21 protein-coding genes are annotated in these 24,271 nt (G+C 62.5%); 16 read left to right on the top strand and 5 right to left on the bottom strand.

All coding sequences use genetic code 11. The annotated features are described in order from the left end of the window. Positions 1 to 25: 25 nt before the first annotated feature. A complete protein-coding gene (locus K6301_RS10480) occupies positions 26 to 985 on the bottom strand; it encodes a choline ABC transporter substrate-binding protein (RefSeq protein ID WP_247216703.1) in 960 nt (319 codons plus the stop codon). 229 nt (positions 986 to 1,214) lie between these two features. On the opposite strand from K6301_RS10480, the gene K6301_RS10475 reads away from it, so the two are divergent. From K6301_RS10475 to K6301_RS10430, 10 genes are all read left to right on the top strand, one after another. After that, complete coding sequence (locus tag K6301_RS10475) at positions 1,215 to 1,802, top strand: thymidine kinase (protein WP_247216701.1); 588 nt, start codon at positions 1,215 to 1,217, stop codon at positions 1,800 to 1,802. 27 nt (positions 1,803 to 1,829) lie between these two features. Continuing rightward, on the top strand, positions 1,830 to 2,204 hold the full coding sequence (locus K6301_RS10470; protein ID WP_247216699.1) for a c-type cytochrome: 375 nt from the start codon (positions 1,830 to 1,832) through the stop codon (positions 2,202 to 2,204). Positions 2,205 to 2,376: 172 nt separating this feature from the next. Then, positions 2,377 to 3,465 (top strand): hypothetical protein, encoded by a 1,089-nt coding sequence (locus K6301_RS10465; RefSeq protein ID WP_247216698.1) that lies wholly within the window; start codon positions 2,377 to 2,379, stop codon positions 3,463 to 3,465. A 205-nt stretch (positions 3,466 to 3,670) separates the two neighbouring features. Next, positions 3,671 to 4,819 carry a hypothetical protein gene (locus tag K6301_RS10460; protein ID WP_247216696.1) on the top strand — a complete coding sequence of 383 codons (1,149 nt, stop codon included), beginning with the start codon at positions 3,671 to 3,673 and terminating at the stop codon, positions 4,817 to 4,819. A gap of 49 nt (positions 4,820 to 4,868) precedes the next feature. Further along, positions 4,869 to 6,779 (top strand): AAA family ATPase, encoded by a 1,911-nt coding sequence (locus K6301_RS10455; RefSeq protein WP_247216694.1) that lies wholly within the window; start codon positions 4,869 to 4,871, stop codon positions 6,777 to 6,779. Positions 6,780 to 6,848: 69 nt separating this feature from the next. After that, positions 6,849 to 7,082 (top strand): type II toxin-antitoxin system RelB family antitoxin, encoded by a 234-nt coding sequence (gene relB, locus K6301_RS10450; protein WP_247216692.1) that lies wholly within the window; start codon positions 6,849 to 6,851, stop codon positions 7,080 to 7,082. After that, positions 7,066 to 7,335, top strand: coding sequence for a type II toxin-antitoxin system RelE family toxin (locus K6301_RS10445; RefSeq protein ID WP_247216690.1), 270 nt, complete (start codon positions 7,066 to 7,068; stop codon positions 7,333 to 7,335). Before relB ends, K6301_RS10445 begins: the two co-directional genes overlap by 17 nt. 18 nt (positions 7,336 to 7,353) lie before the next feature. After that, complete coding sequence (locus tag K6301_RS10440) at positions 7,354 to 8,655, top strand: DUF6638 family protein (RefSeq protein WP_247216688.1); 1,302 nt, start codon at positions 7,354 to 7,356, stop codon at positions 8,653 to 8,655. After that, positions 8,648 to 9,796, top strand: a complete 1,149-nt coding sequence (locus K6301_RS10435; protein ID WP_247216687.1) for a DUF2333 family protein — start codon at positions 8,648 to 8,650, stop codon at positions 9,794 to 9,796. Before K6301_RS10440 ends, K6301_RS10435 begins: the two co-directional genes overlap by 8 nt. 218 nt (positions 9,797 to 10,014) lie before the next feature. Next, positions 10,015 to 11,694 (top strand): formate--tetrahydrofolate ligase, encoded by a 1,680-nt coding sequence (locus K6301_RS10430; protein ID WP_247216684.1) that lies wholly within the window; start codon positions 10,015 to 10,017, stop codon positions 11,692 to 11,694. Positions 11,695 to 11,746: 52 nt separating this feature from the next. On the opposite strand, the gene K6301_RS10425 is transcribed toward K6301_RS10430, so the two are convergent. The 3 genes from K6301_RS10425 to K6301_RS10415 all read right to left on the bottom strand — a co-directional run bounded on the left by K6301_RS10425 (position 11,747) and on the right by K6301_RS10415 (position 15,589). Continuing rightward, complete coding sequence (locus K6301_RS10425; RefSeq protein ID WP_247216683.1) at positions 11,747 to 12,253, bottom strand: DUF1993 domain-containing protein; 507 nt, start codon at positions 12,251 to 12,253, stop codon at positions 11,747 to 11,749. Positions 12,254 to 12,339: 86 nt separating this feature from the next. After that, on the bottom strand, positions 12,340 to 13,059 hold the full coding sequence (locus tag K6301_RS10420) for an extensin-like domain-containing protein (RefSeq protein ID WP_247216682.1): 720 nt from the start codon (positions 13,057 to 13,059) through the stop codon (positions 12,340 to 12,342). A gap of 229 nt (positions 13,060 to 13,288) precedes the next feature. After that, positions 13,289 to 15,589, bottom strand: coding sequence for a TonB-dependent hemoglobin/transferrin/lactoferrin family receptor (locus tag K6301_RS10415; RefSeq protein WP_247216681.1), 2,301 nt, complete (start codon positions 15,587 to 15,589; stop codon positions 13,289 to 13,291). A gap of 351 nt (positions 15,590 to 15,940) precedes the next feature. On the opposite strand from K6301_RS10415, the gene K6301_RS10410 reads away from it, so the two are divergent. The 4 genes from K6301_RS10410 (at position 15,941) to queF (ending at position 20,533) form a co-directional block, all read left to right on the top strand. Beyond that, the gene (locus tag K6301_RS10410; protein WP_247216680.1) at positions 15,941 to 18,136 is read left to right on the top strand and encodes an anthranilate synthase; all 2,196 of its coding nucleotides are present in this window, start codon (positions 15,941 to 15,943) and stop codon (positions 18,134 to 18,136) included. Between the two features lie 57 nt (positions 18,137 to 18,193). After that, the gene (lepB, locus tag K6301_RS10405) at positions 18,194 to 19,003 is read left to right on the top strand and encodes a signal peptidase I (protein WP_247216679.1); all 810 of its coding nucleotides are present in this window, start codon (positions 18,194 to 18,196) and stop codon (positions 19,001 to 19,003) included. A 151-nt stretch (positions 19,004 to 19,154) separates the two neighbouring features. Beyond that, positions 19,155 to 20,072, top strand: coding sequence for a cation diffusion facilitator family transporter (locus K6301_RS10400; RefSeq protein ID WP_247216678.1), 918 nt, complete (start codon positions 19,155 to 19,157; stop codon positions 20,070 to 20,072). Continuing rightward, positions 20,069 to 20,533 (top strand): preQ(1) synthase, encoded by a 465-nt coding sequence (gene queF, locus K6301_RS10395; protein ID WP_247216677.1) that lies wholly within the window; start codon positions 20,069 to 20,071, stop codon positions 20,531 to 20,533. The genes K6301_RS10400 and queF overlap by 4 nt, the downstream gene beginning before the upstream one ends. A 6-nt stretch (positions 20,534 to 20,539) precedes the next feature. Here the strand turns inward: queF and K6301_RS10390 are convergent, their stop codons facing one another. Then, on the bottom strand, positions 20,540 to 21,118 hold the full coding sequence (locus tag K6301_RS10390) for a HupE/UreJ family protein (RefSeq protein WP_247216675.1): 579 nt from the start codon (positions 21,116 to 21,118) through the stop codon (positions 20,540 to 20,542). A gap of 264 nt (positions 21,119 to 21,382) precedes the next feature. On the opposite strand from K6301_RS10390, the gene K6301_RS10385 reads away from it, so the two are divergent. Then, the gene (locus K6301_RS10385; RefSeq protein ID WP_117366840.1) at positions 21,383 to 21,961 is read left to right on the top strand and encodes an ATP-dependent Clp protease proteolytic subunit; all 579 of its coding nucleotides are present in this window, start codon (positions 21,383 to 21,385) and stop codon (positions 21,959 to 21,961) included. A gap of 529 nt (positions 21,962 to 22,490) precedes the next feature. Further along, positions 22,491 to 24,197: a 2-isopropylmalate synthase gene (gene leuA / locus K6301_RS10380; protein WP_247216673.1), complete on the top strand. Its 1,707-nt coding sequence runs from the start codon at positions 22,491 to 22,493 to the stop codon at positions 24,195 to 24,197. Positions 24,198 to 24,271: the final 74 nt, after the last annotated feature.

Raw genomic sequence — 24,271 nt, 5'->3', positions numbered from 1 at the left:
TTCCTCCCCGCCCGATTCTTGTCTGTTAGAGACCAAGTGCGGTTTTCACCGCCGGCAGAGCCTCGCCGCTGCCGTCCTTCGTCGTGACGCCGGCGAGCCACGGCTCGATGGCGGCGGGGTTGGCCTTCAGCCACTCGGTCGCTGCGGCTTCCGGATCCTGACCGTCGTTCAGGATCTTGCCCATGATCTGGTTTTCCATCTCTAGCGAGAACTTGAGGTTCTGCAGGAACTTGCCGACGTTCGGGCACTCGGCCGTGTAGCCCTTGCGCACGTTGGTGTAGATCGTCGCGCCGCCGAAATTGGGGCCGAAGACGTCGTCGCCGCCGGTGAGGTAGGTCAGCTTGAAGTTGGCGTTCATCGGGTGCGGCTCCCAGCCCAGGAAGACGACCGGCGTGCCTTCCTGCTCGGCGCGGGCGACTTCGGCCAGCATGCCCTGCTCGGAGGACTCGACCACTTCGAAGCCCGAAAGATCGAACTTGTTGCCCGACACCATGTCGATGATCAGGCGGTTGCCGTCATTGCCCGGCTCGATGCCGTAGATCTTGGAGCCGAGTTCGTCCTTGTGCTTGGCGATGTCGGCGAAATCCTTGATGCCGAGTTCCGCACCCTTGGCATTGGTCGCCAGCGTGTACTTGGCGCCTTCGAGGTTTTCGCGAACGGTCTCGACCGAGCCGTCCTCGCGGAAGGGCTTGATGTCGGCTTCCATCGTCGGCATCCAGTTGCCGAGGAACACGTCGATGTCCTTGTTCGACAGCGAGGTATAGGTGACGGGAACGGACAGCACGGTGACTTCCGTCTCGTAGCCGAGGTTCTTGAGGATGGTCGTGGCGGTCGCGGTGGTGGCGGTGATGTCCGTCCAGCCGACATCCGAGAAGCGGACCTTGCCACAGCTTTCGGCCTCGGCGGCGGATGCGCCGGCCACGCCCAGTGCGATGACCGAGACGGCGGCGGCAAGCAGTGTCTTGAATGGTGATGCAGAGTTCATTTTATGGCTCCCCTTATAACTGGTGTATTAGACAATCATCAAAACAATGGGCTTTCAAGCCGTCTGAACTAGCCGGAAGCCTCTGAAAGGTCCAATAAATTTCGGGCCTGTTCGCAATTAAACACATTGATGTCGCACCGGATGGGCCCCGGTGTTTTCTGTGGTTTTCAGCCGTTTGCGGCTGGAAAATCGCCCCCTGACGCGCCATGAGGCGGGGACGGAGAAAATCATGGCCAAACTCTATTTCAGCTATGCGACGATGAATGCGGGCAAGTCGACGCTCCTGCTTCAGGCGTCCTATAATTACCGCGAACGCGGCATGCGCACGGCGATCTTCATCGCCTCCTTCGACGACCGCGCCGGCGCCGGCCGCATCTCCTCCCGCATCGGCCTCTCCGCGGATGCCATCGCCTTCGACCGGAGCGACGATCTCTATCGCCATATCGAGGACCTGAACGGCAACGGCGAGGGGCCGATCGCCTGTGTCTTCGTCGACGAGGCGCAGTTCCTGACGGAGGAACAGGTCTGGCAGCTCGCCCGCGTGGCCGACCGGCTGCATGTTCCCGTCATGGCCTATGGCCTGCGCACGGATTTTCAGGGCAAGCTGTTTCCCGGTTCGAAGGCTTTGCTCGCCATAGCCGACGAGATGCGCGAGGTGCGCACCATCTGCCATTGCGGGCGCAAGGCCACGATGGTGGTGCGGCTCGGCGCCGACGGCAAGGTGGCGAAGCACGGCGCGCAGGTGGAAATCGGCGGCAATGACAAATATGTATCCTACTGCCGCCGGCATTGGGACGACATCATGAACGCCGATTGACATCGGCGCCGGCAAAGGAGCCCTCCGATGAAGCCGCTTGCCGCACTGGCCGCCTTGCTCTGTCTTGCCACCCCGGCGCGCGCCGACGGGGATGCCGCCGCGGGTGCCGTGGTTTTCCGCAAATGCCAGGCCTGCCACTCCACCGAACCGGTCAATCGCGTGGGTCCGACCCTTGCCGGGATCGTCCGCCGGCCCGTCGCGTCCGTGGCGGATTACACATATTCGCCCGCCATGGCGGCCTTTGCCGAGGGCGGCAAGGTTTGGGACGAAGCGCTTCTTGCCGAATACCTCCTGTCGCCGAAGGCGATGGTGCCCGGCACGCGCATGACGTTTGCCGGATTGCGCAAGGCGGAGGATATCGCAGATCTCATCGCGTTTCTGAAAGCGCCGCAGGCTCCCTAGCGGGCGCGGAAAAATTTTCCGTGCAGCCTTGCGGCGCGTCCGGCCTGTCCCACATGTTCTGCGGGAAAACCCGCAGGCAGGTTCCTATCTGTCTGAAATCGTATAGTGTTGCGACGGAATAAATCGGGGGGCGAGGACGTCTGCCGTGGAGAGCTCAAGGGGATAGAGGCATATGGCCACACTTCAGAACTTCGATACGGAAATCGAGAAAACCCGCTCGGTCGTCGACCAGATGCGCGGCAAGCTGGAGCAGTCCGGCATCGTGCTGGAGCAGTTCGCCAAGGCGGATACCAAGCTCGGCGACGTGAATTTCGATATCGAGAATGCCCGTATCCAGGACGTCATCAACCAGCAGAAGGTGATGGAGGGCAATATCGCCGACCTCATCATCGGACTGGAGGATGCGACCAACATCTTCGGCACCGAATTCGAGAGCATGAAGAGCTATACGGGCTACGAAAAGTTCATCGGCATCTTCTCCAAGCAGAAGATGCAGCGCATGCGCACCGACCGTGTGCGCAACATGTCGCTCGCTGGCAACCTGCAGGAACTGCTTGCAAAGTCCGACACGATCGTCGGCATCCTCAAGGAGCAGAAGTCGATCCTCGAACAGCGCTACAAGACTTCCGAGGCGAGCCTGATCAGCGTGATCGAGCGCCGCAAGGGCACGATGACCAATCTGGAGGCCACGCAGAAGCGCATCGAGGAATTGAACCCGCTCCTGATGGACCTCGAAAACCGTATCGCCGCCTCCACCGACCAGCGCGCCCGCACAGACCTCGAAGGCGAGCGCTCGGCGCTGGCGACCGAATACAACCAGATGCAGGCGAAGGAACAGGAGCTTCTGGCGGAGAGCCAGACGCTGGAGCGCTACACCTCGATGTTCCAGACCTTCGTGGATTCGCTCAACAACCAGATCGCCGCGCAGAACACGCTGATCAACAAGCTGACCATCGATACCGAGCAGCGCATCGTGCTCTACAAGGCGCTGGAAGACTCGCTGAAGACGGCAGCCCAGCAGGACGTGGCGCACAAGATCAACACGCTCGGTTCGCAGGTCGATACCGCGGCCGAGGAAACGATGGCCGGCATCGGCTCCGCCTCGCAGCGCCATATCGGCGACCTCCTGGAGATGCACGAGAAGAACATGCTGGCGACGCAGGACATCCAGCGCCGCAAGAAACTCGCCGACGACGCCTTTGCCCGCCGGTTCCAGGCCGTCATGGACAAGCACAACGCCGCGAATTACGTGAAGTCGTGATGGTATTGGCCGTGCATTTCTTTGCCGGTGCTCAATTGCCCCTCACCCTAACCCTCTTCCCGCAAGCGGGGAGAGGGGACGTGCCCCACGCTGGGTTGAAGATGGGGGAAACCGACGCGGCATATCTCCTTCGCCCCGCTTGCGGGGAGAAGATGGCCGGCAGGCCGGATGAGGGGCCATGCTCTCCTTACAAGGGCGTTGTCCGATGAACGCCCCTGCCGACAGCGCCATCGCGCAATATTTCTCCACCATCCGATCCGCCCTCGGCGGCCTCGAGATCTTCCTAGGCGACCGCAATTCTCCGCTCTACCGCAATTCCGTGGTGGGCGAGGTGATCATGCCCTATCTCGCGCGGCTGAAGGCGTCCTTTGCCTGCTGGGAGAACCGCATCGGCTTCGTCGACCAGTTCCGCGTGTCGCGGGCCGAAAGCGGATTTCCGGTGTTCCAGAACGTGCTGGAGCTGGAAAACGACCGGCAGAGCGCGGAAAAGCGGCTTGCGGCCATGCCGAACGCCGACCAGCTGCGCACGGAAATGGCGGATTTCATTCTTCGCCAGAAGGCGTTCCCGAGTGACCTTCAGGCCCGCATGGCCGAACGGCTCTATCTGGAGCAGATCGGCAAGGGCGACATCTTCTCGCCCTTCGTGCTGCCCGAGACCATTCGCGTCGCGGTCAATCCCAAGACCATGCGGCCCTATTACGTGGTGTGCTGGGGGGCGTTCGACGGCTCGGCGACGCTGCCGATGGTCTATATGGCGATGATCGAGGATTCGAGCGACAACGTCGTGAAGATGCTCGTGACGAAGGACGGCAAGCTCAATCCGGATGTCGACATTCCGCTGCCGGTCGGCGGGCTGCTGAACCCGGAACTCGCCAGCCGCTTCGACGATTTCGCGCTGAAGAACAGCGCCTATTCGCTGACGCCGGTGACGATCGCCACCAATCTCGACAAGGATTTCCCCACGCTGCATCCCAAGCAGCTGCGCCGCATCGTGCTGGGGCCGTTCTATTCGGCCGGCATCACGGAGAACAATGCGCGTATCAACGACATCCTCTCCAAGGTGCGCCGGCCGGAAAATGCCTGGCTTCTGACCTGGACGGTGCAGGAGGTGTTCTCCAAGTCGGAGCGCCCCGCCCAGAAGGGGTTCTGGAGCTCGACGCCGGCGCAGGAGGAATTCCACATCGAGACCAGCGATCTCGAAGCCACGCGCATGGGCGTCAGCGCCTATGAGAAACATGCGCTGGTGCCGCACGATGCCTACCAGGCGCTCTACGCCGCGGGCGAGACCGAAGGCATTTTCGGCGCCTACAAGGTGCATGTGATTTCAGGAAACCAGGTGATCAGCGAGGTTTGAGGCCAACGTTCCCGGCCCGCTGTTCCCGGATTTTGCATAAGGATTCCCGATGAGCCTCAACGCCGGACTGACGACGATCCACGAAGACGACATCGCCAAACACCAGGCCGCCGCGCAGAGCCTCGTGTCCAAGCTCGTCATTCTCGAAAGCGACGACGGCCAGAACGGAACCGCCCTTGCCGGCACCGGCCGCCGTTTCGTCTCCACGGTCTCGACCGCCGGCGCGCGGCGCACGCGGGAGGTGGAACTGGCAAAGACCATCCAGGCGGTGCGGGCCGGCGATCCGCTGCTGTCGCCGCAGCAGCACGCCGTGCTCTACCGGGCGCGGCGCGGGCTGCAGGTGGCGCTTGCCGTGACGGACGCCTTCTCGCGCCAGACAAACCTCGAAGGGTTGCAATCGCGCAATCTTGCCGCGCCGCTGTCCGGTGACGAGGCCAACCAGTTCAAGGCGCTGCTTGCGGCCTCCGCCTATATCGCTGCCTTCACCTTCGCCGCCTATCTCGGCGCGACGCTGCCGGGCGAGGGCGAGCCGGTCGAGGATGGCGGGGAGCCGGACTATCTGTTCGACACGCCGCAGGATGCGCTGAAGAGCATGGTCTCGGGGCTCGACCGCACACTTGCCGGCGCGCCCGACGATGCCGCGCTCGTCAGCCGTGCGCGCGCCTTTTCACGCGTCGCCATCGAGGGGCTGATCTCGCGCCGCGCCCGTTTCACCGGGCTTGCCGGCTTCGAGAACGCGCATATCCGTATCGAGCAGGACGATTTCACGCTCTCCGGTTTCGACGTGGCGCCGGGCCAGAAGCGCAAGCGGCTGTCGATGACCTTCAAGAAGCCGAACGAGATCATCGGGAACCACATCGCCAAGTATCAGGCGATGAAGCTCGCAAAGATGCTGGTCGCCTACGATTTCGAACGGCAGATGAATCCGTTCGTGGAGCTTGGCGGCTTCCTCTTCACCTTCATTGGCGATGGCATGCCGGGAACGGGCAAGACGATCCTGATCCAGATGCTGGCCGGCCTCGTCAACGATTACTGCCAGACCGCCGGCTATGCTTTCCACTACGAGAATTTCGGCGTCGACCAGATCTCGTCCTACCAGGGCAAGTCCGGCCAGAACTGCAAGGAGTTCGTCACCAACGTCATGAACCCGAAGGCGATCGGTTTCGGGACCATCGATGACGTCGACCAGGTGGCCGCCAAGCGCTCCGATGACCGGGCATCCGCCGGCCAGCATGAAGTAACGGCGGTGCTGATGGAAAGCTTCGCCGGCGCCTCGACGGTGGTGCGGGGCAACTGCACCTTCGGCATGTTCTCCAACTATCCGGAGAACGTCGATGACGCACTGCGCCAGCGCGCCGGCGCCCGATGGCTGGTGGACGGGCCGCAGACCGAGGACGACTATATCGACATCTTCGCCATGCTGGTCGGCAAGAACCATTCGATCCCGCTCGGCGAGCACACGCTGTTCGAGGGACAGGAGATCAAGCGCGCCGTCTCGACCTCCTACGGGCAGCATGCCAGGCCGCAGGAGGAGGGGCTGCTTGCCGTGTGGGAGGCGCACGAGAAGGAACATGGCGCGATCCGCTCGCTCGCCGATGTCGGCGCCTACCTTCACCGCATCAAGGTCGCCGAGCCGCGCTTCACCGGCCGCGCGATCAAGAACATCACCGACGCGATCAAGATGCGCGCCATGGATGTGGACCTGCCGGACGACTGGTTCGTGGACGCGGGCACCTTCATGCACAAGAGCTACGACGAGAAGAAGGCCATGATCGAGGAGCTGCGCGGGCCCATCTCCATGGACATGGTGCTGCAGGAGATCAACCGCTACGCCGACTCGGAATTCCGCTACACCGACAAATCCGACGACGCCGCCGTCTCCGACATCATCCGCCGCGAACGCCAGCGCGAGAAGGCCATCCGCGAAATGGAGAAGATGAAGGCGGAGGGGCGGTGGTAGCGGCTTTGTTGGAAAAGTCTTGTCACAGATGCTATATGTCAGGGATACATGTACCCCAAGGAGGATGGCATGGCGAAACAGACGGCAATCCGACTTCCTGACGAGACCTATGAGAGGCTGCAGGCGTTGGCCGCACGGACTGGGCGCACAGCGACATATTACATTCGCGAGGCCATTGAACAGCATATCGAGGATCTCGAGGATATTTATCTCGCGGAGCAGGAACTTGAGCGCGTGCGGCGTGGCGAAAGCCGTGTCTATTCTCTGAAGGAGGTTGAGGACGAGCTTGGCCTGGGCGATTGAGATCACCGAAGGGGCTAAGAAAGAGCTCGATAAACTCGGTCATGTCGAGGCAAAGCGCATTCGTAATTTTCTTGTCACGAAGCTTGCTTCCTCGGAAAATCCTCGTCTGCTGGGCAGCGCTTTGCAGGGCGCGCGGCTGGGAAGCTATTGGCGGTATCGCGTTGGCGACTATCGGATCATTTGTGACATCCAGGACAACAGGCTTGTCGTGGTCGTCGTTCGTGTAGGACATCGGCGTGAAATATATTCCTGAAGTTTCCGGTGTCTCAGCATGAAACTCCTCCTCGAAGCCGAACTGATCTATGGGCGTTTGCTGCCGATCGATGAGCCGCATCTTGTCGAGCGCTACAACAAGGCGCTGGACGGGTTCGGGATGCGGCGCACGCAGCTTTCCCGTTTCCGCATCGATATGACGGGCTTTTCGCCTGAAATCGCCGATGAACTGGGCGACCGGGATTATCTCGATCCGAACCGCGTCAACCGCCGCTTCATCATCATGACGCCGGAGCAGGTGAACCTGCCGGTGGTGCATACGAGCTTTTCCAACACCGCCGCGCTGATGCACGAGTTCTTCTCGGCCAATGCACGCGCGATCAACGCGATCACCATCCGCGATGCGCTTTATGGCGAGATTGAGGACTCGGTGTCTGTCGTCAACGATATCGACGACCTGCTGTCGATCAACGAAGTGCGTTTCAAGGTGCTGTCGGCGGAGGACATGCTCGGCAAGGCGGCGGAGCTGCGCGGGTTGGTCGACCGGTTGAAGACGGTGCCGAACGCCTGGTCGGACGATGCGATGCTCAACCGCATGGCGGACCTCGCCAAGCAGACCGGCGACATCAGGCAGAACGCGTTGGTGCCGGACCAGCTGGTGTTTCGCCATGATGCCTATTGGGCGAACCATTTCGGCGGCGTCTATGTCTTTCTCGACGACAAGACGACGACGGTCATCTGCGATCCGACCGTGCCGGGCTTCCGCCGTTCGCGCCCGTGGCAGGTCAGCTATATCGCGCTCGACGACCACAAGCGCATCTTCGATTTCCTTGCCTCCACCGGGCGGCTGGAACTGCCGCGTGCCTCCTGGGTCGAGCCGTCCGGGCTCTTCCAGCACCGGGCGGACATGACGATCGTGAACCTCGTCAACCAGGCCGATCCCACGACCGATCTGGAGAAGATGGACCGGATCTGGCTACAGACCTGGATGCACCGCAATGCCGGGCTCGTGGCGCGCGACGGGACCTACCCCTTCCTGCAGGAGGCGATCCGCACGGTTGCGGCGACGGGCGAGATCAAGATCGCCGACGTCGCGCCGGAGCGGCGGTTCATGCTGGTGCGGGCAGCCCCCGCGCATCCCGATCAGTGGCTGGTCAACCGTCTGATTTCACAGATGGTTCCCTACGATTTCGTGTCCCGCTTCGTATTCGACAAGCAGGGTTTCTACACCGCCTACGATCAATACAGCGAAAAGTTCCGCGCCTATGTTGTTGCAACGTTGACGCGGACCTATCTGCAAGACAAGGCTGCCTTCCGCAGAAAACTTTACGGCATCAGAGAGGATAACCCCTATGCTTGATCCGGTCGTCGCGTTCTTCCAGCGCATCTTTTCGGCCATCGGCCGGGGTATCGGCACGGCGGTCGCCTGGCTGCTCTGGCCCTTCGTCACGGCGACGAACTGGTGCCGGGAGCGCAGCTGGATCATCAAGGGACCGATCGGTATCGCCGTATTGCTGCTCGTCGGTTTCTATGCCTATTTCATCTGGCAGACGCAGGTATGGAGCGGGTTCAATCCCGACTACGTCAACGCCTACAACCTCGCGCAGCGCAAGCAGGATGCCGGGGTCGCATCGGGTACCGATGCCACCACGCCGGCGGCCGGTGAAGCCGCAGAACCGGCGCCGAAGACCTGCGTGCGCTCGGCCATCGTGGACGTAACGGCCGATCTCATCGACTACAATGTCAACCAGAACGCCTGGATATCCTCCATGCTGCTCTACAAGCTCGGCCTGTTCGGGCTCGACTGGGACAGGACGCCGTGGTTCGACAACAAGGCGGCCTTCCAGCGCGGCGTCAACCAGACCGTTCGCCGCACCGCCGTCGAGCTCGTGGATGCGCTCGGCCGCGTTCGTGGTACCTCCGGCATCAACGCCGATCTCCAGCGCGCCCGCGGCAACCTGCAGTTCGACGAGGAGACCTGGTATTTCGGCTCGGATTCGCTTCTGCCCAAGACCCCGACGCCGAACTATTACCGCACCGCCATGGCGGACCTGCGCAAGTTCAACGCGTCGCTTGAAGCCTGCGACGCGATCTTCGACGGCCGTTCCGACAACCTGATCGAATTCCTCGACCGCATTTCGAACGACATCGGCTCCACCTCGGCCATCATTCGCGAGCGCTCCGAGTTCCACAACGGCGGCTGGTTCGATACGCGGGCGGACGATCGTTTCTGGTTCGCCTATGGCCAGCTTTACGGTTACTACGGCATTCTTTCCGCAGCCGGTGCGGATTTCGATGCCGTGATCAAGGCGCGCGGCATCGAGCCGCTGTGGACGGAAAGCATCAAGCAACTGCGTTCGGCGCTCAACATCCAGCCGGCGATCATCTCCAACGGCCGCGAGGACGGCTGGATCATGCCGACGCATCTGGCCACCATCGGCTTCTATATCCTGCGCGTGCGCTCCAACCTCGTGGAAATGCGCGACGTCCTGGCACGCTGATCGCCGATCCATTCCGGACGGCACGCATCGGAGGATGCGTGCCGTTTTCGTTTGGGCGCAATTTAAAAGCCGCATGTCGCTTCTGGCGTATCGGGCGGCAAATTCCGGCGTGGCATCGCGCACGGCTTCACGATGAAATGACGCGCCAGAACAAGAAAGTGCCGCTGCGGGAGAGGAGCCCGTGGTAGGCAGGAACGCTGAAGAGGGAGCGACACCGTATGGCTGATGTGAAGTCCGATATCGAAATTGCCCGCGCCGCGAAAAAGAAGCCGATCGCCGAGATCGGGGCGAAGCTCGGCATCCCGTCCGAACACCTGATCCCCTATGGCCACGACAAGGCGAAGATCGACGCCGCGTTCATCGCCGCGCAGAAGGGCCGCAAGAACGGCAAGCTGATCCTCGTCACCGCCATCAATCCCACGCCGGCCGGCGAGGGCAAGACGACGACCACGGTCGGCCTCGGCGATGGCCTCAACCGCATCGGCAGGAAGGCGATCACCTGTATCCGTGAGGCGTCGCTCGGGCCATGCTTCGGCGTGAAGGGCGGGGCGGCCGGCGGCGGCTATGCGCAGGTCGTGCCGATGGAGGATATGAACCTCCATTTCACCGGCGATTTCCACGCCATCACCTCGGCGCACAACCTTTTGTCCGCGCTGATCGACAACCACATCTACTGGGGCAACGAGCAGAATATCGACATCCGCCGCATCGCCTGGCGTCGCGTGATGGACATGAACGACCGGGCGCTGCGCCATATCGTCGGCTCGCTCGGCGGTGTCGCCAACGGCTATCCGCGCGAGACGGGCTTCGACATCACGGTCGCCTCGGAGGTCATGGCGATCCTGTGTCTTTCGGTCGACCTCAAGGACCTCGAAAAGCGCCTCGGCAATATCATCATCGGCTACCGGCGCGACAAGTCGCCCGTCTTCGCGCGCGACATCAAGGCGGATGGCGCGATGACGGTGCTGTTGAAGGATGCCATGCAGCCGAACCTCGTGCAGACGCTGGAGAACAATCCCGCCTTCGTGCACGGCGGTCCCTTCGCCAATATCGCGCATGGCTGCAACTCCGTCATCGCCACGACGACGGCCCTGAAGCTTGCCGATTATGTCGTGACGGAAGCCGGCTTCGGCGCCGACCTCGGTGCGGAAAAGTTCTTCGATATCAAGTGCCGCAAGGCCGGGCTGAAGCCCGATGCGGCCGTCATCGTCGCCACGGTGCGCGCCATGAAGATGAACGGCGGGGTGAAGAAGGACGATCTCGGCCGTGAGAATATCGAGGCGGTCAACAAGGGCTGCGCCAATCTCGGCCGGCATGTGCAGAACGTCAAGAAATTCGGCGTGCCCGTCGTGGTGGCGATCAACCACTTCACCACCGACACGGATGCGGAAATCCAGGCGGTGAAAGACTATGTGGCAACGCTGGGTGCAGAAGCCGTTCTATGCAAGCACTGGGCGGAGGGTTCGGCCGGTATCGAGGAACTGGCGCACAAGGTGGTGGAACTCGCCGAGTCCGGCCTCGCGCAGTTTTCCCCGCTCTACCCCGATGAAATGTCGCTTTTCGAGAAGATCGATACCATCGCCCGCGAAATCTACCACGCCTCGGAGGTCACCGCCGACAAGAGCGTGCGCGACCAGTTGCGGGCGTGGGAGGAGCAGGGCTACGGACACCTGCCGGTCTGCATGGCCAAGACGCAATATTCGTTCTCGACCGATCCGAACCTGCGCGGTGCGCCCTCCGGCCATGTCGTGCCGGTGCGCGAGGTGCGGCTGTCGGCCGGCGCCGGTTTCGTCGTCGTCATCACCGGCGAGATCATGACCATGCCCGGCCTGCCGAAATCGCCATCGTCGGAGCGGATCCGACTGAACGAGCAGGGCCATATTGAAGGCCTGTTCTGAGACTGAAGGGGCGCCGCAGGGCGCCCCTCAGGTTCTTCTTTGAAAGTGACGGCTACGCGCGGCCGAGATAATCCAGTTTGCCCACCGGCACGCCATTGTGCCGCAAGATCGCGTAGGCGGTCGTGAGGTGGAAGTAGAAGTTCGGCAGCGCGAAGGTGAGGAGGTATTCCTTGCCGGTCGACGTGTTGTCACCACCGCGCGATTTCACCGTGACCATGCGCTCCATCGCGCCCTCGAAGGCGGCCTGCGGCACGGACGCGAGGTAATCGGTGGTCCTGGTGATACGGGCGCGCAGGTCGGCAAGCGTCTTCTCGTCGTCCGCAAAGCTCGGCGCTTCCGTTCCGGTGAGGCGTGCGGCGGCGAACTTCGCCGTGTCGCTCATGCGCTGGATCTGGCCGGCCAGCGACAGCATGTCGGGCGCCAGCCGCGCGTCGACCAGGACCTCCGGCTTGATCTTGCGCTCCGCCGCAAAGGCCTCTGCCTTGTCGAGCAATTTGGAGAGCACGGTAAAGCCGCGCTGGAAGGCGGGCACGGAGATTTCGTAGGGCGTGATCGACATGGAAGGACCTTTGCGAATAAAGCGGGTCCGGGACAGATAGGTGGCGTGACCGGTCTTTTCAGCAGGTCCGTGCAATTAATCCGCGGCTACCAGCAATAGCGATAGCCGCCGCGCCGTTCCTTCACGTCGAGATGGAGATGGTTCTCGTGGGCGGCGTCGCTGCCGGGATCGAGCACCGTCGTGAAATAGAGGCAGGCGGCCTCCGTGATGGCGCGCTGGAACGCACCTTCAAGGGACGGGTCCTTGTCGGCCGGGCGGATCGTGATGGTCTTGCCGCTTTTCAGCGTGAAGCCCGCGATATCGATGGCGTTGCCGAAAGCATGCTCGGAAATCCGCCCCGTCTCGGCATTGTTGCGGTTGCGGCAGACATAGGCGGATGCCTGGGAAAGTTGGCTGACCGTCTCGCCCGGCATGGCCGTCGACAGCGCGGGCGCCACCGAGCCTTCCATCCAGCGGGCAAGCTGGAGGGCCGTGTCGCAGCGCACCGTGGCAGGGGGCTCGACCTTCACGCCGTCCTTGAGCGCACTGAGAAGGAGCGGCTTGTCGATGCCACAAGCCTTGCCGTCCTCAATGGCCGGCGCCTCCGTGAAGACGGCGCCGATCTTCTGCAAGGCAGCCCGGCATGCCGCCTCGTCGGCAGCGCTCTCCTTCGGCCGCTCCGCAGCCTTCTCTTCCTCTTCAGCGCTCTCCTTGTCCTTTTGTGCCGCCTTGTCCTGTTCGGTGGGCTTGCCCTCGCCCTCGCGCTTGCCCTTGTCGGCCTCGGCGGCAGCGCCCTCCGGCGCGGCCTTTTCCTTCTCAGGCGTCACCGTTTCCACCGGCCGCGGAACCGGTCGAGGCCCGTTCTCCGGCAGCTCGGCGGCGCCTGTGAGGGTGAGGATGGCCGCAAGAAGCGCGATGCGAGAAATGGTAGCGATCGGACCCGTCTCCTACGAAAGAGCACGTTGAAAACGCGGTAGGACCGATTTGGTTGCCGCAACCAGCCCCATAAATGCAAAAGCCCGCCGTCAGGCGGGCTTTCTCAGGTTCGGCTATCGATCAGAACTTCTTCGTAATCGAGACCTTGAACGTCCGGCCCGGTTCGCTGAAATAGTCTCGGGCGGCAAGCGCCGTGTCCGCCGGCACATCGAGAGCATTCCAGTACCGCTTGTTGAAGACGTTGAAGACGCCCGCCTGGACGCGCAGGCCGCTCAGATCGGTGTCGCCGATCTTTTCCGGCTGCCACCACACGGTCGCATCAACGATGCCGTAACCGGGAGCCTCGAAGCCCTTGCCCGTAACCTGGCCGTTGCTGGTTTCGCCGCGGCTGACCTTGTTGCGAGCCGACGCCATGCTGAGCGAGAGATCGCCGCCCCATGTCTCCGTTGCGTAACCGAGACCGACAATGGCGCGCAGCGGAGCGACGGAGTTGAGGTAGTCGTCCTTCTGCGTGTCCTTGCCATGCGACCAGGCGACCGAACCCCATGTGCGCCAGTTTTCATGGAAGCGCCATTCGCCGCCGAGTTCGACACCGTAGATCCGCACCTTGTTGCGGTTTTCGTAACCGGTGATGCCGCCGACCGGATAATCGCCGCCCGGGGGAGCGATGACGACGGTGTCGATGAAGTTGCGGTAGTAGTTGTTGAAGACCGTAGCGGACAGCGTGTAGTCGTCGCTCTCGTACCGTGCACCCGCTTCAAAGCCGTTGCTGGTTTCCGTATCCAGATCCGGGTTGCCCAGGCGGGCATACGAGCCGGGCGCGCCGTAGTTCTGATAGAGTTCGGTCACTGTCGGCGCGCGGAAGCCGCGGGCATACTGGGTGAAGAGTTCCAGTTCCTCGGTCGCCTGCCATGCAAGGCGCAGCTTGGGCGAGATGCCGAAGTCATCGGCCTTTTTCATATAGGCCGGGTCATAGTTCGGGCTGCTTTCGAAGGTCGCCGTCCGCTGAGGCGAATGGCTGTACCAGTCCAGGCGCACGCCGGGCGTAACGGTCAGGCGGTTATCGAAGAACTTGATGTCGTCCTCGAGAAACAGGCCTGCCACGCTGCTGTCCACATCGGGCATGTCGGACGCGTTGGTGTGCAGCATGCGGCATGATTGCGGGCCGAATGGCTGAGGAATGCCGTTCCAGTTGATCGTCGGGCAATTGTCCTTGCCTGCGGAATACTGATGGGTGTCCTGCCAGTAGATTTCGCCGCCGAAGCGGAAATTATGAGTGACGCCGCCGAGTACCAATTCCTTGGAGGCATTCCCGGTCAGGCCGTAGGAGGACTGCTCGAGCATGTTGTCGCGCATGTAGTCGCCGGTTGGGAAACCGTACCGGAAGGGGTCTCCGGGGATGATGTCGGCGCGTGCGTCGCGGAGACGGAAGCCGTTCGTCGTGCGGTTGAGGGTTTCCTTTTGCCAATAGGCGGTGAGGCTTGCCTTGTCGACGATGTCCGAACCATCGGGGGATTCGAAGTCGTAGCTTGCGGAGAGACGCTTGCGATCGACTTCATCGCCGGTCTTCAGCGTGCCCGGCCGATAGCTGGCTGTCGTGCCACGCCGATCGTCGATGTCCTCGTCGCGGTTGTATAGGTCTGCCGTCAGGCCGAGACGGTGGCCACCCTCGAGATACTGATGGAATTTGACGAGGAGGTTTCTCTGTACGAAGTCGGACGGGTTGGCTTCCGTGCGGGTGTTGCCGTAACCACCGATTTCACCGCGGTTCTTCGTTTCGTGGCCTTTCTTGTAACCACCCTGCACGAGAACCCAGGTATCGTCATAACGCGCGGCGACAGCGGCATTGCCTCCCGTGCTGCGGTCGGTGCTGTCATATCCGCTCTTCACGAGGCCGCCAAACGCCTTGCCGTCTTCGATGAGGTCTTCCGGATTGAGCGTGCGCAGTTCGACGACGCCACCGAGCGCACCCGAACCGTACTTGCTCGAATCCGCTCCCTTCGTGATGTCGAGCGAAGACAGGCTGTCGAAATCGAAGGCGTTGACGCCGCCCCTGGCGCTGTCGCGCGGGTCGGTCAGCCATGGCAACCGGATGCCGTCGATCGTCGTCAGGACGCGGTTATCCTGAAGGCCGCGCAGGTTGACGCTCTTGCTGGTGCTGTTGAAGTTCACACCGGCGTCGACACGGCGGGAGAAGTCGTTGAAGTCGGTGACCATCCGTTGGTCGAGTGTGGACCGTTCAGTCGTCTTCGTCAGGGGCGACTGTGCGACGCGCGCCTGCTTCTTTCCCTGGACCGTGATGGTTTCGAGTTGCGTCTCGGTGGTCGTCGCCTGCTGGGCGAGGGCGACCGTGGGAATGCAGAAGATGAGGGCGACCGATCCACTCAACAAACGTAGACGCGGCGATTGGGACCAGCGCATGAAGGCTCCTTGGCATTTTGCAATTGGGCGGAAATGTGGCTACTAAATGTTTCCTCAATGAGTCAAGTTTGAATATGATTTTTTTAATCATGTTTTTCGGCGTTGCGCTTTTGCGACATGTGGGGAAATGCCCGGCCTGCGCACGCGGTGGTCTTGCGCTGTTGCGCATCTCGCGCTAACAATCCCCGCCATGACCAATATGAACATCATCGCTGGCTGGTGGTGGGCTCGCTGAGGCGGCCTTGACCAGTCATGCGTGATTGAGACGACAAGCCGCCCGGAAAATTCGAGGCGGCTTTTTTGTGTTTTGGGCCGCCTTCTCGAAGACCGGGCCTGAAAACGGAGTGGGGAATGGCGACGAAAGTTCTTGTTGACGGCAGCGAGGCCTATGAGACCAAGGGCGGAGTGACCGTCACGCGGCGGCGTCGCGCGGCAGATTACGCCAATGCGATCTCGACCTATGTCGACAAGCTCGACGAGCGGCGCGGCGCGGTGTTCTCGTCGAACTACGAATATCCGGGCCGCTACACCCGCTGGGATACGGCCGTCGTCGATCCGCCGATCGGCATTTCCTCCTTCGGCCGTGCCGTCTGGATCGAGGCCTACAATGCGCGCGGCGAGGTGCTGCTCGCCTTCATCGCCGACCGTCTTGCCGCTGTGCCGGAACTGGCGCTCGGCGCGCGCACCGCAAGCCGCCTCGATCTCGACGTGAAGATGCCCGACAGGGTGTTCACCGAGGAAGAGCGCTCGAAGATGCCGACGGTCTTCACGGTGCTGCGCGCCGTGACCGATCTCTTCCATTCGGATCAGGACGCCAATCTCGGTCTTTATGGCGCCTTCGGCTACGATCTCGCCTTCCAGTTCGACGCCATCGACCTGAAGCTCAAGCGGCCGGACGACCAGCGCGACATGGTGCTGTTTCTGCCGGACGAAATCCTCGTCGTGGATCACTATGCCGCCAAGGCCTGGATCGACCGCTACGACTTCGCAAAGGATGGACAATCGACCGAGGGCAAGGCCGAGACGATCGCGGCCGAGCCGTTTGAGACCGTCAATGTCATCCCGCCGCATGGCGACCATCGCCCGGGCGAATATGCCGAACTCGTCGTCAAGGCGAAGGAAAGCTTCCGGCGCGGCGACCTTTTCGAAGTGGTGCCCGGCCAGAAATTCTTCGAGCGCTGCGAAAGCAAGCCCTCGGAAATCTCGCGCCGTCTCAAGGCGATCAATCCGTCGCCCTATTCCTTCTTCATCAATCTCGGCAACCAGGAATATCTCGTCGGCGCCTCGCCGGAAATGTTCGTGCGCGTGTCGGGCCGCCGCATCGAGACCTGCCCGATCTCCGGCACGATCAAGCGCGGCGATGACCCGATTGCCGATTCGGAGCAGATCCTGAAGCTGCTCAACTCCAAGAAGGACGAGTCCGAGCTCACCATGTGCTCGGATGTCGACCGTAACGACAAGAGCCGTGTGTGCGAACCCGGTTCGGTGAAGGTCATCGGCCGCCGGCAGATCGAGATGTATTCGCGCCTTATCCACACGGTCGACCATATCGAGGGCCGGCTGCGCGACGACATGGACGCTTTCGACGGCTTCCTGTCGCATGCCTGGGCCGTGACGGTGACGGGCGCGCCGAAGCTCTGGGCCATGCGCTTCATCGAGGCGCATGAGAAGAGCCCGCGCGCCTGGTATGGCGGGGCGATCGGCATGGTCGGCTTCAACGGCGACATGAACACGGGTCTGACGCTGCGCACCATCCGCATCAAGGACGGCATTGCGGAAGTGCGCGCCGGCGCCACGCTGCTCTACGATTCCAACCCGGACGAAGAAGAAGCCGAAACCGAACTGAAGGCCTCCGCCATGATCGCAGCCATTCGTGACGCAAAGTCCGGCAATGCCGCCAAGGTCCAGCGCGATGTCGCTTCGGTCGGGGCGGGCGTGAAGATCCTGCTCGTCGATCACGAGGACAGCTTCGTGCACACGCTCGCCAACTACTTCCGCCAGACCGGTGCGGAGGTGACGACCGTGCGCACGCCGGTGCCGGAAGAGGTGTTCGACCGCATCAAGCCCGATCTCGTCGTGCTGTCGCCCGGTCCGGGCAACCCGAAGGATTTCGACTGCAAGGCGACGATCAAGAAGGCGCGCGCCCGCAGCCTGCCGATCTTCGGCGTCTGCCTCGGCCTGCAGGCGCTGGCCGAGGCCTATGGCGGGGAGTTGCGGCAGCTCGCCATTCCCATGCACGGCAAGCCCTCGCGCATCCGCGTGCTGGAGCCGGGCGTCGTGTTTTCCGGGCTGGGCCGCGAAGTCACGGTCGGCCGCTACCATTCGATCTTCGCCGATCCCTCGACCCTGCCGCGTGATTTCATCATCACGGCCGAGAGCGAGGACGGCACGATCATGGGCATCGAGCATGCCAGCGAACCCGTCGCAGCGGTGCAGTTCCACCCGGAATCGATCATGACGCTCGGGCAGGATGCCGGCATGCGCATGATCGAAAACGTGGTGGCGCATCTTTCCAAGAAGAAGGACGCCAAAAGCAAGGTGGCCTGACCGACCGTTTGCCGCGCCTGTCCACGGGACAGGCGCGGCGCAGCCGGAGATAATGGAATGATACAGTCCAAGCGAATGATCGCCGGAATTTTTGCGGCTCTCAGCCTGTCGGCGGCAGGGGCCCACGCGGCGGACGAGCGGGAGGCGGCGGCGAGGACCCTCGTTACGGCCAGCCTGCCGGTCTGGCTGGCGCAGGCCGGCGCCTTCACCGCCGATACGACGGCGATCCAGGCGGCGACCGAACGTTCCGCGCACGGTCTCGCATCCACGCTCCCCGAGACCTGCGACGTGGCGCGCATGAACCACGACCTCTGTGGCGTGAAGCTGGTGCGCATTCCGTCCTTGGCGATGGCGCCGGCACTGCTCGAAAAAGACACCGTCGCGGTGCTGCAAAAGGATTTCGGCGCCGTCCGCCGGGGCGATGTCCTCGTGCACAATGCGACGTACCAAGGCGCTGCCTCGCTGGGCATAACGCGGGTGATCGGCATGCCGGGCGATACGGTGGAGATCCGGGCGGGGGACGTGCTTGTCAACGGCACGCCGTTTGCCCGCGAGGCGACCGGCGAGACCTATGGCGACGACATCTTCTCCGCTGCGGTCGTGCGCGAGACGACGCCGGAAGGGCGCAGCTACACGATCGCCATGCCGGACCCGCGTCCACAGACCCAGGCGGACAATTTCGGGCCCGTGACGGTGCCGGAAGGCAAATATTTCGTCATGGGCGACAACCGGTACAACTCGCTCGACAGCCGGTTTCCCGACATGTTCAACGAAGACGGCTTCGTCGCGCAGTCCGACGTCGTCGGCGTCGCAGCCTCGGTTCTTGCGGCCAACGACCATGCGCGCATCGGGCTGACGCTCCGCTGAGACGCCGAAGGCCGTTTGCGGTTTTGACAAACCCGCCCGTCTGCTCTAAACGCCATCATTAACAAACCGCCTGCGCGACACACCGCGCGGGCGGTTTTGCGTTGATGGGCCAGGCTTTTTGCAACTCGGTTGCATGCGCATGGAGAGCGGCATGGAAAAATCGGATATCAGGACGGTCCAGCGGCTGGCGCTGTGGGGCATTCCCTTCGCATTCTTCGTGATGGGCCTGAAGCTCGTCGCCTGGTGGGTGACCGGTTCGGTCGCGCTCCTGTCGGATGCGATGGAATCGAGCGTCAACGTGATCGCCGCCATCGTGGCCTTCGCGGCGATCAGCTATGCGGCGAAACCGGCGGACAAGACGCATCCCTTCGGCCATCACAAGGCGGAATATCTCTCGGCGGTGCTCGAGGGCGTGCTCATCGTCGTCGCAGCACTTCTCATCGTGAAGGAGGCGCTGCCGGCGGTCTTCGCCCCGACAAGGATGGATGCGCCGGCGCTCGGCCTTGCCATCAATTTCGCGGCCGCGGTCTGCAATGCGATCTGGGCGACGGTGCTCATTCGTGCCGGCAAGCGCTACCGCTCGCCGGCGCTGGCGGCGGACGGGCAGCATATCCTTTCGGATGTCGTGACATCCGTCGGCGTGCTTGTCGGTCTCGTGCTGGCGATCCTGACCGGCTATGCGGTGCTTGATCCGCTGCTTGCCGTGCTCGTCGCGCTCAACATCCTCTATCAGGGCTGGAAGGTCATCGCGCATTCGGTCGATGGGTTGATGGACCATGCGGTGGAGCCGGAGGAGGCCGAGGCGATCAAGGCGGCGATTGCCGCCAATGCCACGGGTTCGCTTGGCGCGCACGATCTCAAGACCCGGCGTGCGGGTGCGGCGACGTTCGTGGATTTCCATCTGGTCGTTCCCGCCACGATGCCGGTCGGGCAGGCGCATGATATCTGCGATCGCCTTGAAGATGCCATCCGGGAGGTGCAGCCCGGCGCGCAGATCGCCATCCATGTCGAGCCGGAAACGGAGCAGGCGCATGGCATCAAAGTCAAGATCGAAAGGATCACACGATGAGCAAGACAGACGTTTCAGGCCTCTCCCAACTGGGCCAGAAGGTCGATCTTCCCGCAGATCCGGACGCGGCGGTGCTGGAAAGGGTGCCCAGCAGCCATGCCGGCACGGATTTCGTGGTGCGATTCACCGCGCCCGAATTCACCTCGCTCTGCCCGATGACCGGTCAGCCGGACTTCGCGCATATCGTCATCGACTATATTCCCAATGGCTGGTTGGTCGAATCGAAGTCGCTGAAGCTCTACCTGCATTCCTTCCGCAACCACGGCGCCTTCCATGAGGACTGCACCATCGACATCGCCAAGCGGCTGGTCGATCTGCTGGAGCCGAAATGGCTGCGCATCGGCGCATACTGGTATCCGCGCGGCGGCATTCCGATCGACGTTTTCTGGCAGACCGGAGATGCGCCGCAGGGCGTGTGGATTCCCGAACAGGGCGTGCAGCCCTATCGCGGATGCGGCTGAAGCGGTTCAGCCGAAGGCAAGCGCAAGGCCGGCCAGTGCCGTCAGGCCGCCGATGATGCGGGCCACGATGCCGTTGCCCGAAAGTCGCGCAATGCCCAGACCGAGCCCGATGCCGGCGGCATGCAGCAGGGCGGTCGCGATGACGAAGCCGACGCCGAAGGGCAGGGCGCCCGCGGCACCAAGCTCGCCGCCATGAGCGTGGCCATGGAACAGCGCGAAGACCGCGACGATTGCCATCGACATCGCCGTATCCAGCCGGACGGCCATGGCGACGAGCAGGCCGAGCGCCACGACGGAGGCGAGGATGGCCGGCTCGACGAAGGGCAGGTCGATGCCGGCGATGGCGAGGCCGAAGCCCACGGCCATGGTCGCGACGAAGGCGAGCGGCACGCGCCACAGGGCATTCCCGCCGATCTGCGCGGCCCAGAGGCCGACGGCGACCATCACAAGAATGTGGTCGAGGCCGAAGAGCGGATGCGAGAAGCCGGCCATGAAGGAGCCGTGCTCGGCCGGGTTGAGATGGGCGAAGGCGGGTGCGGTGGTGGCGGCGAAGGCGAGGGCCGCCAGCGCAAGGATCCTGATCATGATGTCCCCTGTCTTCCGGCCCCGGGAGCGGGCCGGGCATCGATTTATCACCGTGCCATCCTAGGGGCAGCGCGGCGGCCAAGTCCATACGCAATTCATGCAGGGTCGGGCGCGCCCGTCGTCCGCCGGCACGGCGTTTACCCTGTTTTCCAGTGTCGCGGCGAGGCTCTATCGCGCCTTATCCGTTTTGTTGCATTGTCTTGGCGGGTGAGTCGCATTATCTGACAGCGACACGACTATTGACGAGCAATCCGGAGACTTTGGATGAGCGACGAGGACGACAAGAAGACGGAACTGCCCCTGGGCAAGGAAACGGAGGCGAACCTTTTCAAGTCGCGTTCGATCTTCATCTACGGGCCGATCAATCAGGAACTGGCGCAGAAGGTCTGCTCGCAGCTCGTGGCGCTTGCCGCCGCCAGCGATGAGGATATCCGCATCTACGTCAATTCGCCGGGTGGCCATGTCGAATCGGGCGATTCGATCCACGACATGATCAAGTTCATCAAGCCGAAGGTCTGGATGATCGGAACGGGCTGGGTGGCCTCCGCCGGCGCGCTGATCTATGTCGCCGCTCCCAAGGAGCAGCGCCTTTGCCTGCCCAACACCCGCTTCCTGCTGCATCAACCGTCGGGCGGCACCCGCGGCATGGCGTCGGATATCGAGATCCAGGCCCGCGAAATCATCAAGATGAACGAGCGCCTGAACAAGATCTTCGCCGACGCTACCGGCCAGCCGATCGAGAAGATCGCCAAGGACACGGACCGCGACTACTGGCTCTCGGCTGAAGAGGCCAAGGGTTACGGCCTCGTCTCGCGCATCGTGACGTCTCAGGCCGATATCTGAGCGGCCTGACCCCTCATCCCCTGCCGGGACCTTCTCCCCGCAGGCGGGGAGAAGGGGCAGAACGGTCAAGCCCATCGCTCCTCTCCCCGCCTGCGGGGAGAGGATGTCGGGAGGCAGATGAGGGGCATCTGCTAAAAATTTCATCCCCCGCTTGCCCTTTTATCATTCAAAAGTTATAGACGCCTCATGTTGAAGACCGGCGCACAGATCATCGAACGAGTTTCCCGCGGCAGCGCAGCTGTTCGCGAGCGTTCGCGCGGCTTCTCCTCGCTTCTTCTTCTCGGCCTTACGCGCGGTTGCCGGGTTCGTTGAGGAGCGCCCGGCGGCCGAAAAGCCCGCCCAGGCCATAGCTCCTCGTTTCACCCTATGCATTCATTCCGGTTCTGGCCGCCATGGCCACATTCGCCGTCGCAAAATGCGCATGGTCCTTGCTACAGCGGCCTTTGCACGTCATGAAATGACGTGCGGCGCCGGAGAGCTTGCGCTAAGACGCTTTCGCGAATGCCGGGACGACGAAGAGACGAAGACGATGATTTTGAAGACCCATACGCCCAAGCAGGGCATGCCCGAAGCCGCCGCCAAGTATCAGCCCTATCCTGCCATCAACATTCCCGACCGCACCTGGCCGGGCAAGGTGATCGACAAGGCGCCGATCTGGTGTTCGGTGGACCTGCGCGACGGCAACCAGTCGCTGGTCAACCCGATGGGCCACGACCGCAAGGCCCGCATGTTCCAGCTGTTGCTGGACATGGGCTTCAAGGAAATCGAGATCGGTTTCCCCTCGGCATCGCAGACAGACTTCGATTTCGCCCGCTGGTGCGTCGAGCAGGGCAATGTGCCGGAAGATGTGTCGCTGCAGGTGCTGGTGCAGTGCCGTCCGGAGCTGATCACCCGCACCTTCGAGGCGCTGGAAGGCGCGCATAACCCGATCATCCACTTCTACAACTCAACGAGCGAGTTGCAGCGCCGCGTGGTGTTCGGCAAGGACGTCCATGGCATCAAGCAGATCGCGACCGATGCCGCCAAGATGATCACCGATATGGCCGCCAAGGCCGGCGGCGGCTACCGTTTCGAATATTCGCCGGAAAGCTTCACCGGCACCGAGCTGGAGGTTGCGCTGGAGATCTGCAACGCGGTCGTCGAGATCGTGAAGCCGACGGCCGACAACAAGCTGATCCTCAACCTGCCTTCGACCGTCGAGATGGCGACGCCGAACGTCTATGCCGACCAGATCGAGTGGATGTGCCGCAACATCGACAATCGCGAGAACGTCATCATTTCGCTGCATCCGCACAACGACCGCGGCACGGGTATTGCAGCCACCGAACTGGGCCTGATGGCCGGCGCCGACCGCGTCGAAGGCACGCTGTTCGGCAATGGCGAGCGCACCGGCAATGTCGACGTGGTGACGCTGGCGCTCAACATGTACACGCAGGGCGTCGATCCCAAGCTGGACTGCTCGGATATCGAGCGGATCAAGTCGGTCTATGAATATTCCAACGAGATGGTCATTCCCGAGCGTCACCCCTATGTCGGCGAACTGGTCTATACCGCCTTCTCCGGCTCGCACCAGGATGCGATCAACAAGGGCATGAAGGCCATCAAGAAGGCCAACAAGCCGCTGTGGGAAGTGCCCTACCTGCCGATCGATCCGCAGGATGTCGGCCGTTCCTACGAGGCGATCATCCGTATCAACTCGCAGTCCGGCAAGGGCGGCATCGCCTATATCCTGCAGGAAGACTACGGCATCAACCTGCCGCGCAACCTGCAGGTCGAGTTCCGCGACGAGATCCAGCGCATCACCGACGAGGAGGGCGTGGAGCTTCCGGCCAAGCGCATCCACGAAGAGTTCATGCGCACCTATGTCACGCAGCCCGACACGCGCCTGCGCTTTGTCGACCATCACACCTATCCCGATACGAAGGGCAAGGGTGGCCGCATCGTTGCCGCCGAGATCACAGACGGCGGCGAGACGAAGCGCATCGAGGGCAAGGGCACCGGACCGATCGACGGCTTCATCCATGCCCTGTCGATCTATCTCGGCATCGACATGTCGGTCGCCGACTATTCCGAACACTCGCTGCAGCAGGGTTCGAATGCCGCGGCCATCGCCTATGTCGAGGTCGTGCATCCCGGCGGCAAGCTGTTCGGCGTTGGCATCAACACGAATATCGTGACCGCCTCGCTCGAGGCGATCGTATCTGCCGCCAACCGCGTGCTCACGACACGCCGCTGATTCCACGTCATTAGACATAAAAACCCGGCAATCGCATTGCCGGGTTTTTTGTTTTGAGCATGTCGGTCTGGCCG

The sequence above is a fragment of the Shinella oryzae genome (genome assembly GCF_023038235.1).
Lineage (GTDB): Bacteria > Pseudomonadota > Alphaproteobacteria > Rhizobiales > Rhizobiaceae > Shinella > Shinella sumterensis.
The sequence above is the reverse complement of the archived record's forward strand: the minus strand, read 5'-3'. Positions and strand labels throughout refer to the sequence as shown.

Coding starts and splice junctions, on each gene's coding strand:
- K6301_RS10475 (WP_247216701.1), top strand. CDS start 1,215: ATGGCCAAACTCTATTTCAGCTATGCGACGATGAATGCGGGCAAGTCG.
- K6301_RS10480 (WP_247216703.1), bottom strand. CDS start 985: ATGAACTCTGCATCACCATTCAAGACACTGCTTGCCGCCGCCGTCTCG.
- K6301_RS10425 (WP_247216683.1), bottom strand. CDS start 12,253: ATGTCGATCACGCCCTACGAAATCTCCGTGCCCGCCTTCCAGCGCGGC.
- relB (WP_247216692.1), top strand. CDS start 6,849: ATGGCGAAACAGACGGCAATCCGACTTCCTGACGAGACCTATGAGAGG.
- K6301_RS10440 (WP_247216688.1), top strand. CDS start 7,354: ATGAAACTCCTCCTCGAAGCCGAACTGATCTATGGGCGTTTGCTGCCG.
- K6301_RS10460 (WP_247216696.1), top strand. CDS start 3,671: ATGAACGCCCCTGCCGACAGCGCCATCGCGCAATATTTCTCCACCATC.
- K6301_RS10385 (WP_117366840.1), top strand. CDS start 21,383: ATGAGCGACGAGGACGACAAGAAGACGGAACTGCCCCTGGGCAAGGAA.
- K6301_RS10415 (WP_247216681.1), bottom strand. CDS start 15,589: ATGCGCTGGTCCCAATCGCCGCGTCTACGTTTGTTGAGTGGATCGGTC.
- queF (WP_247216677.1), top strand. CDS start 20,069: ATGAGCAAGACAGACGTTTCAGGCCTCTCCCAACTGGGCCAGAAGGTC.
- K6301_RS10430 (WP_247216684.1), top strand. CDS start 10,015: ATGGCTGATGTGAAGTCCGATATCGAAATTGCCCGCGCCGCGAAAAAG.
- K6301_RS10390 (WP_247216675.1), bottom strand. CDS start 21,118: ATGATCAGGATCCTTGCGCTGGCGGCCCTCGCCTTCGCCGCCACCACC.
- K6301_RS10455 (WP_247216694.1), top strand. CDS start 4,869: ATGAGCCTCAACGCCGGACTGACGACGATCCACGAAGACGACATCGCC.
- K6301_RS10435 (WP_247216687.1), top strand. CDS start 8,648: ATGCTTGATCCGGTCGTCGCGTTCTTCCAGCGCATCTTTTCGGCCATC.
- leuA (WP_247216673.1), top strand. CDS start 22,491: ATGATTTTGAAGACCCATACGCCCAAGCAGGGCATGCCCGAAGCCGCC.
- K6301_RS10410 (WP_247216680.1), top strand. CDS start 15,941: ATGGCGACGAAAGTTCTTGTTGACGGCAGCGAGGCCTATGAGACCAAG.
- K6301_RS10465 (WP_247216698.1), top strand. CDS start 2,377: ATGGCCACACTTCAGAACTTCGATACGGAAATCGAGAAAACCCGCTCG.
- lepB (WP_247216679.1), top strand. CDS start 18,194: ATGATACAGTCCAAGCGAATGATCGCCGGAATTTTTGCGGCTCTCAGC.
- K6301_RS10400 (WP_247216678.1), top strand. CDS start 19,155: ATGGAAAAATCGGATATCAGGACGGTCCAGCGGCTGGCGCTGTGGGGC.
- K6301_RS10470 (WP_247216699.1), top strand. CDS start 1,830: ATGAAGCCGCTTGCCGCACTGGCCGCCTTGCTCTGTCTTGCCACCCCG.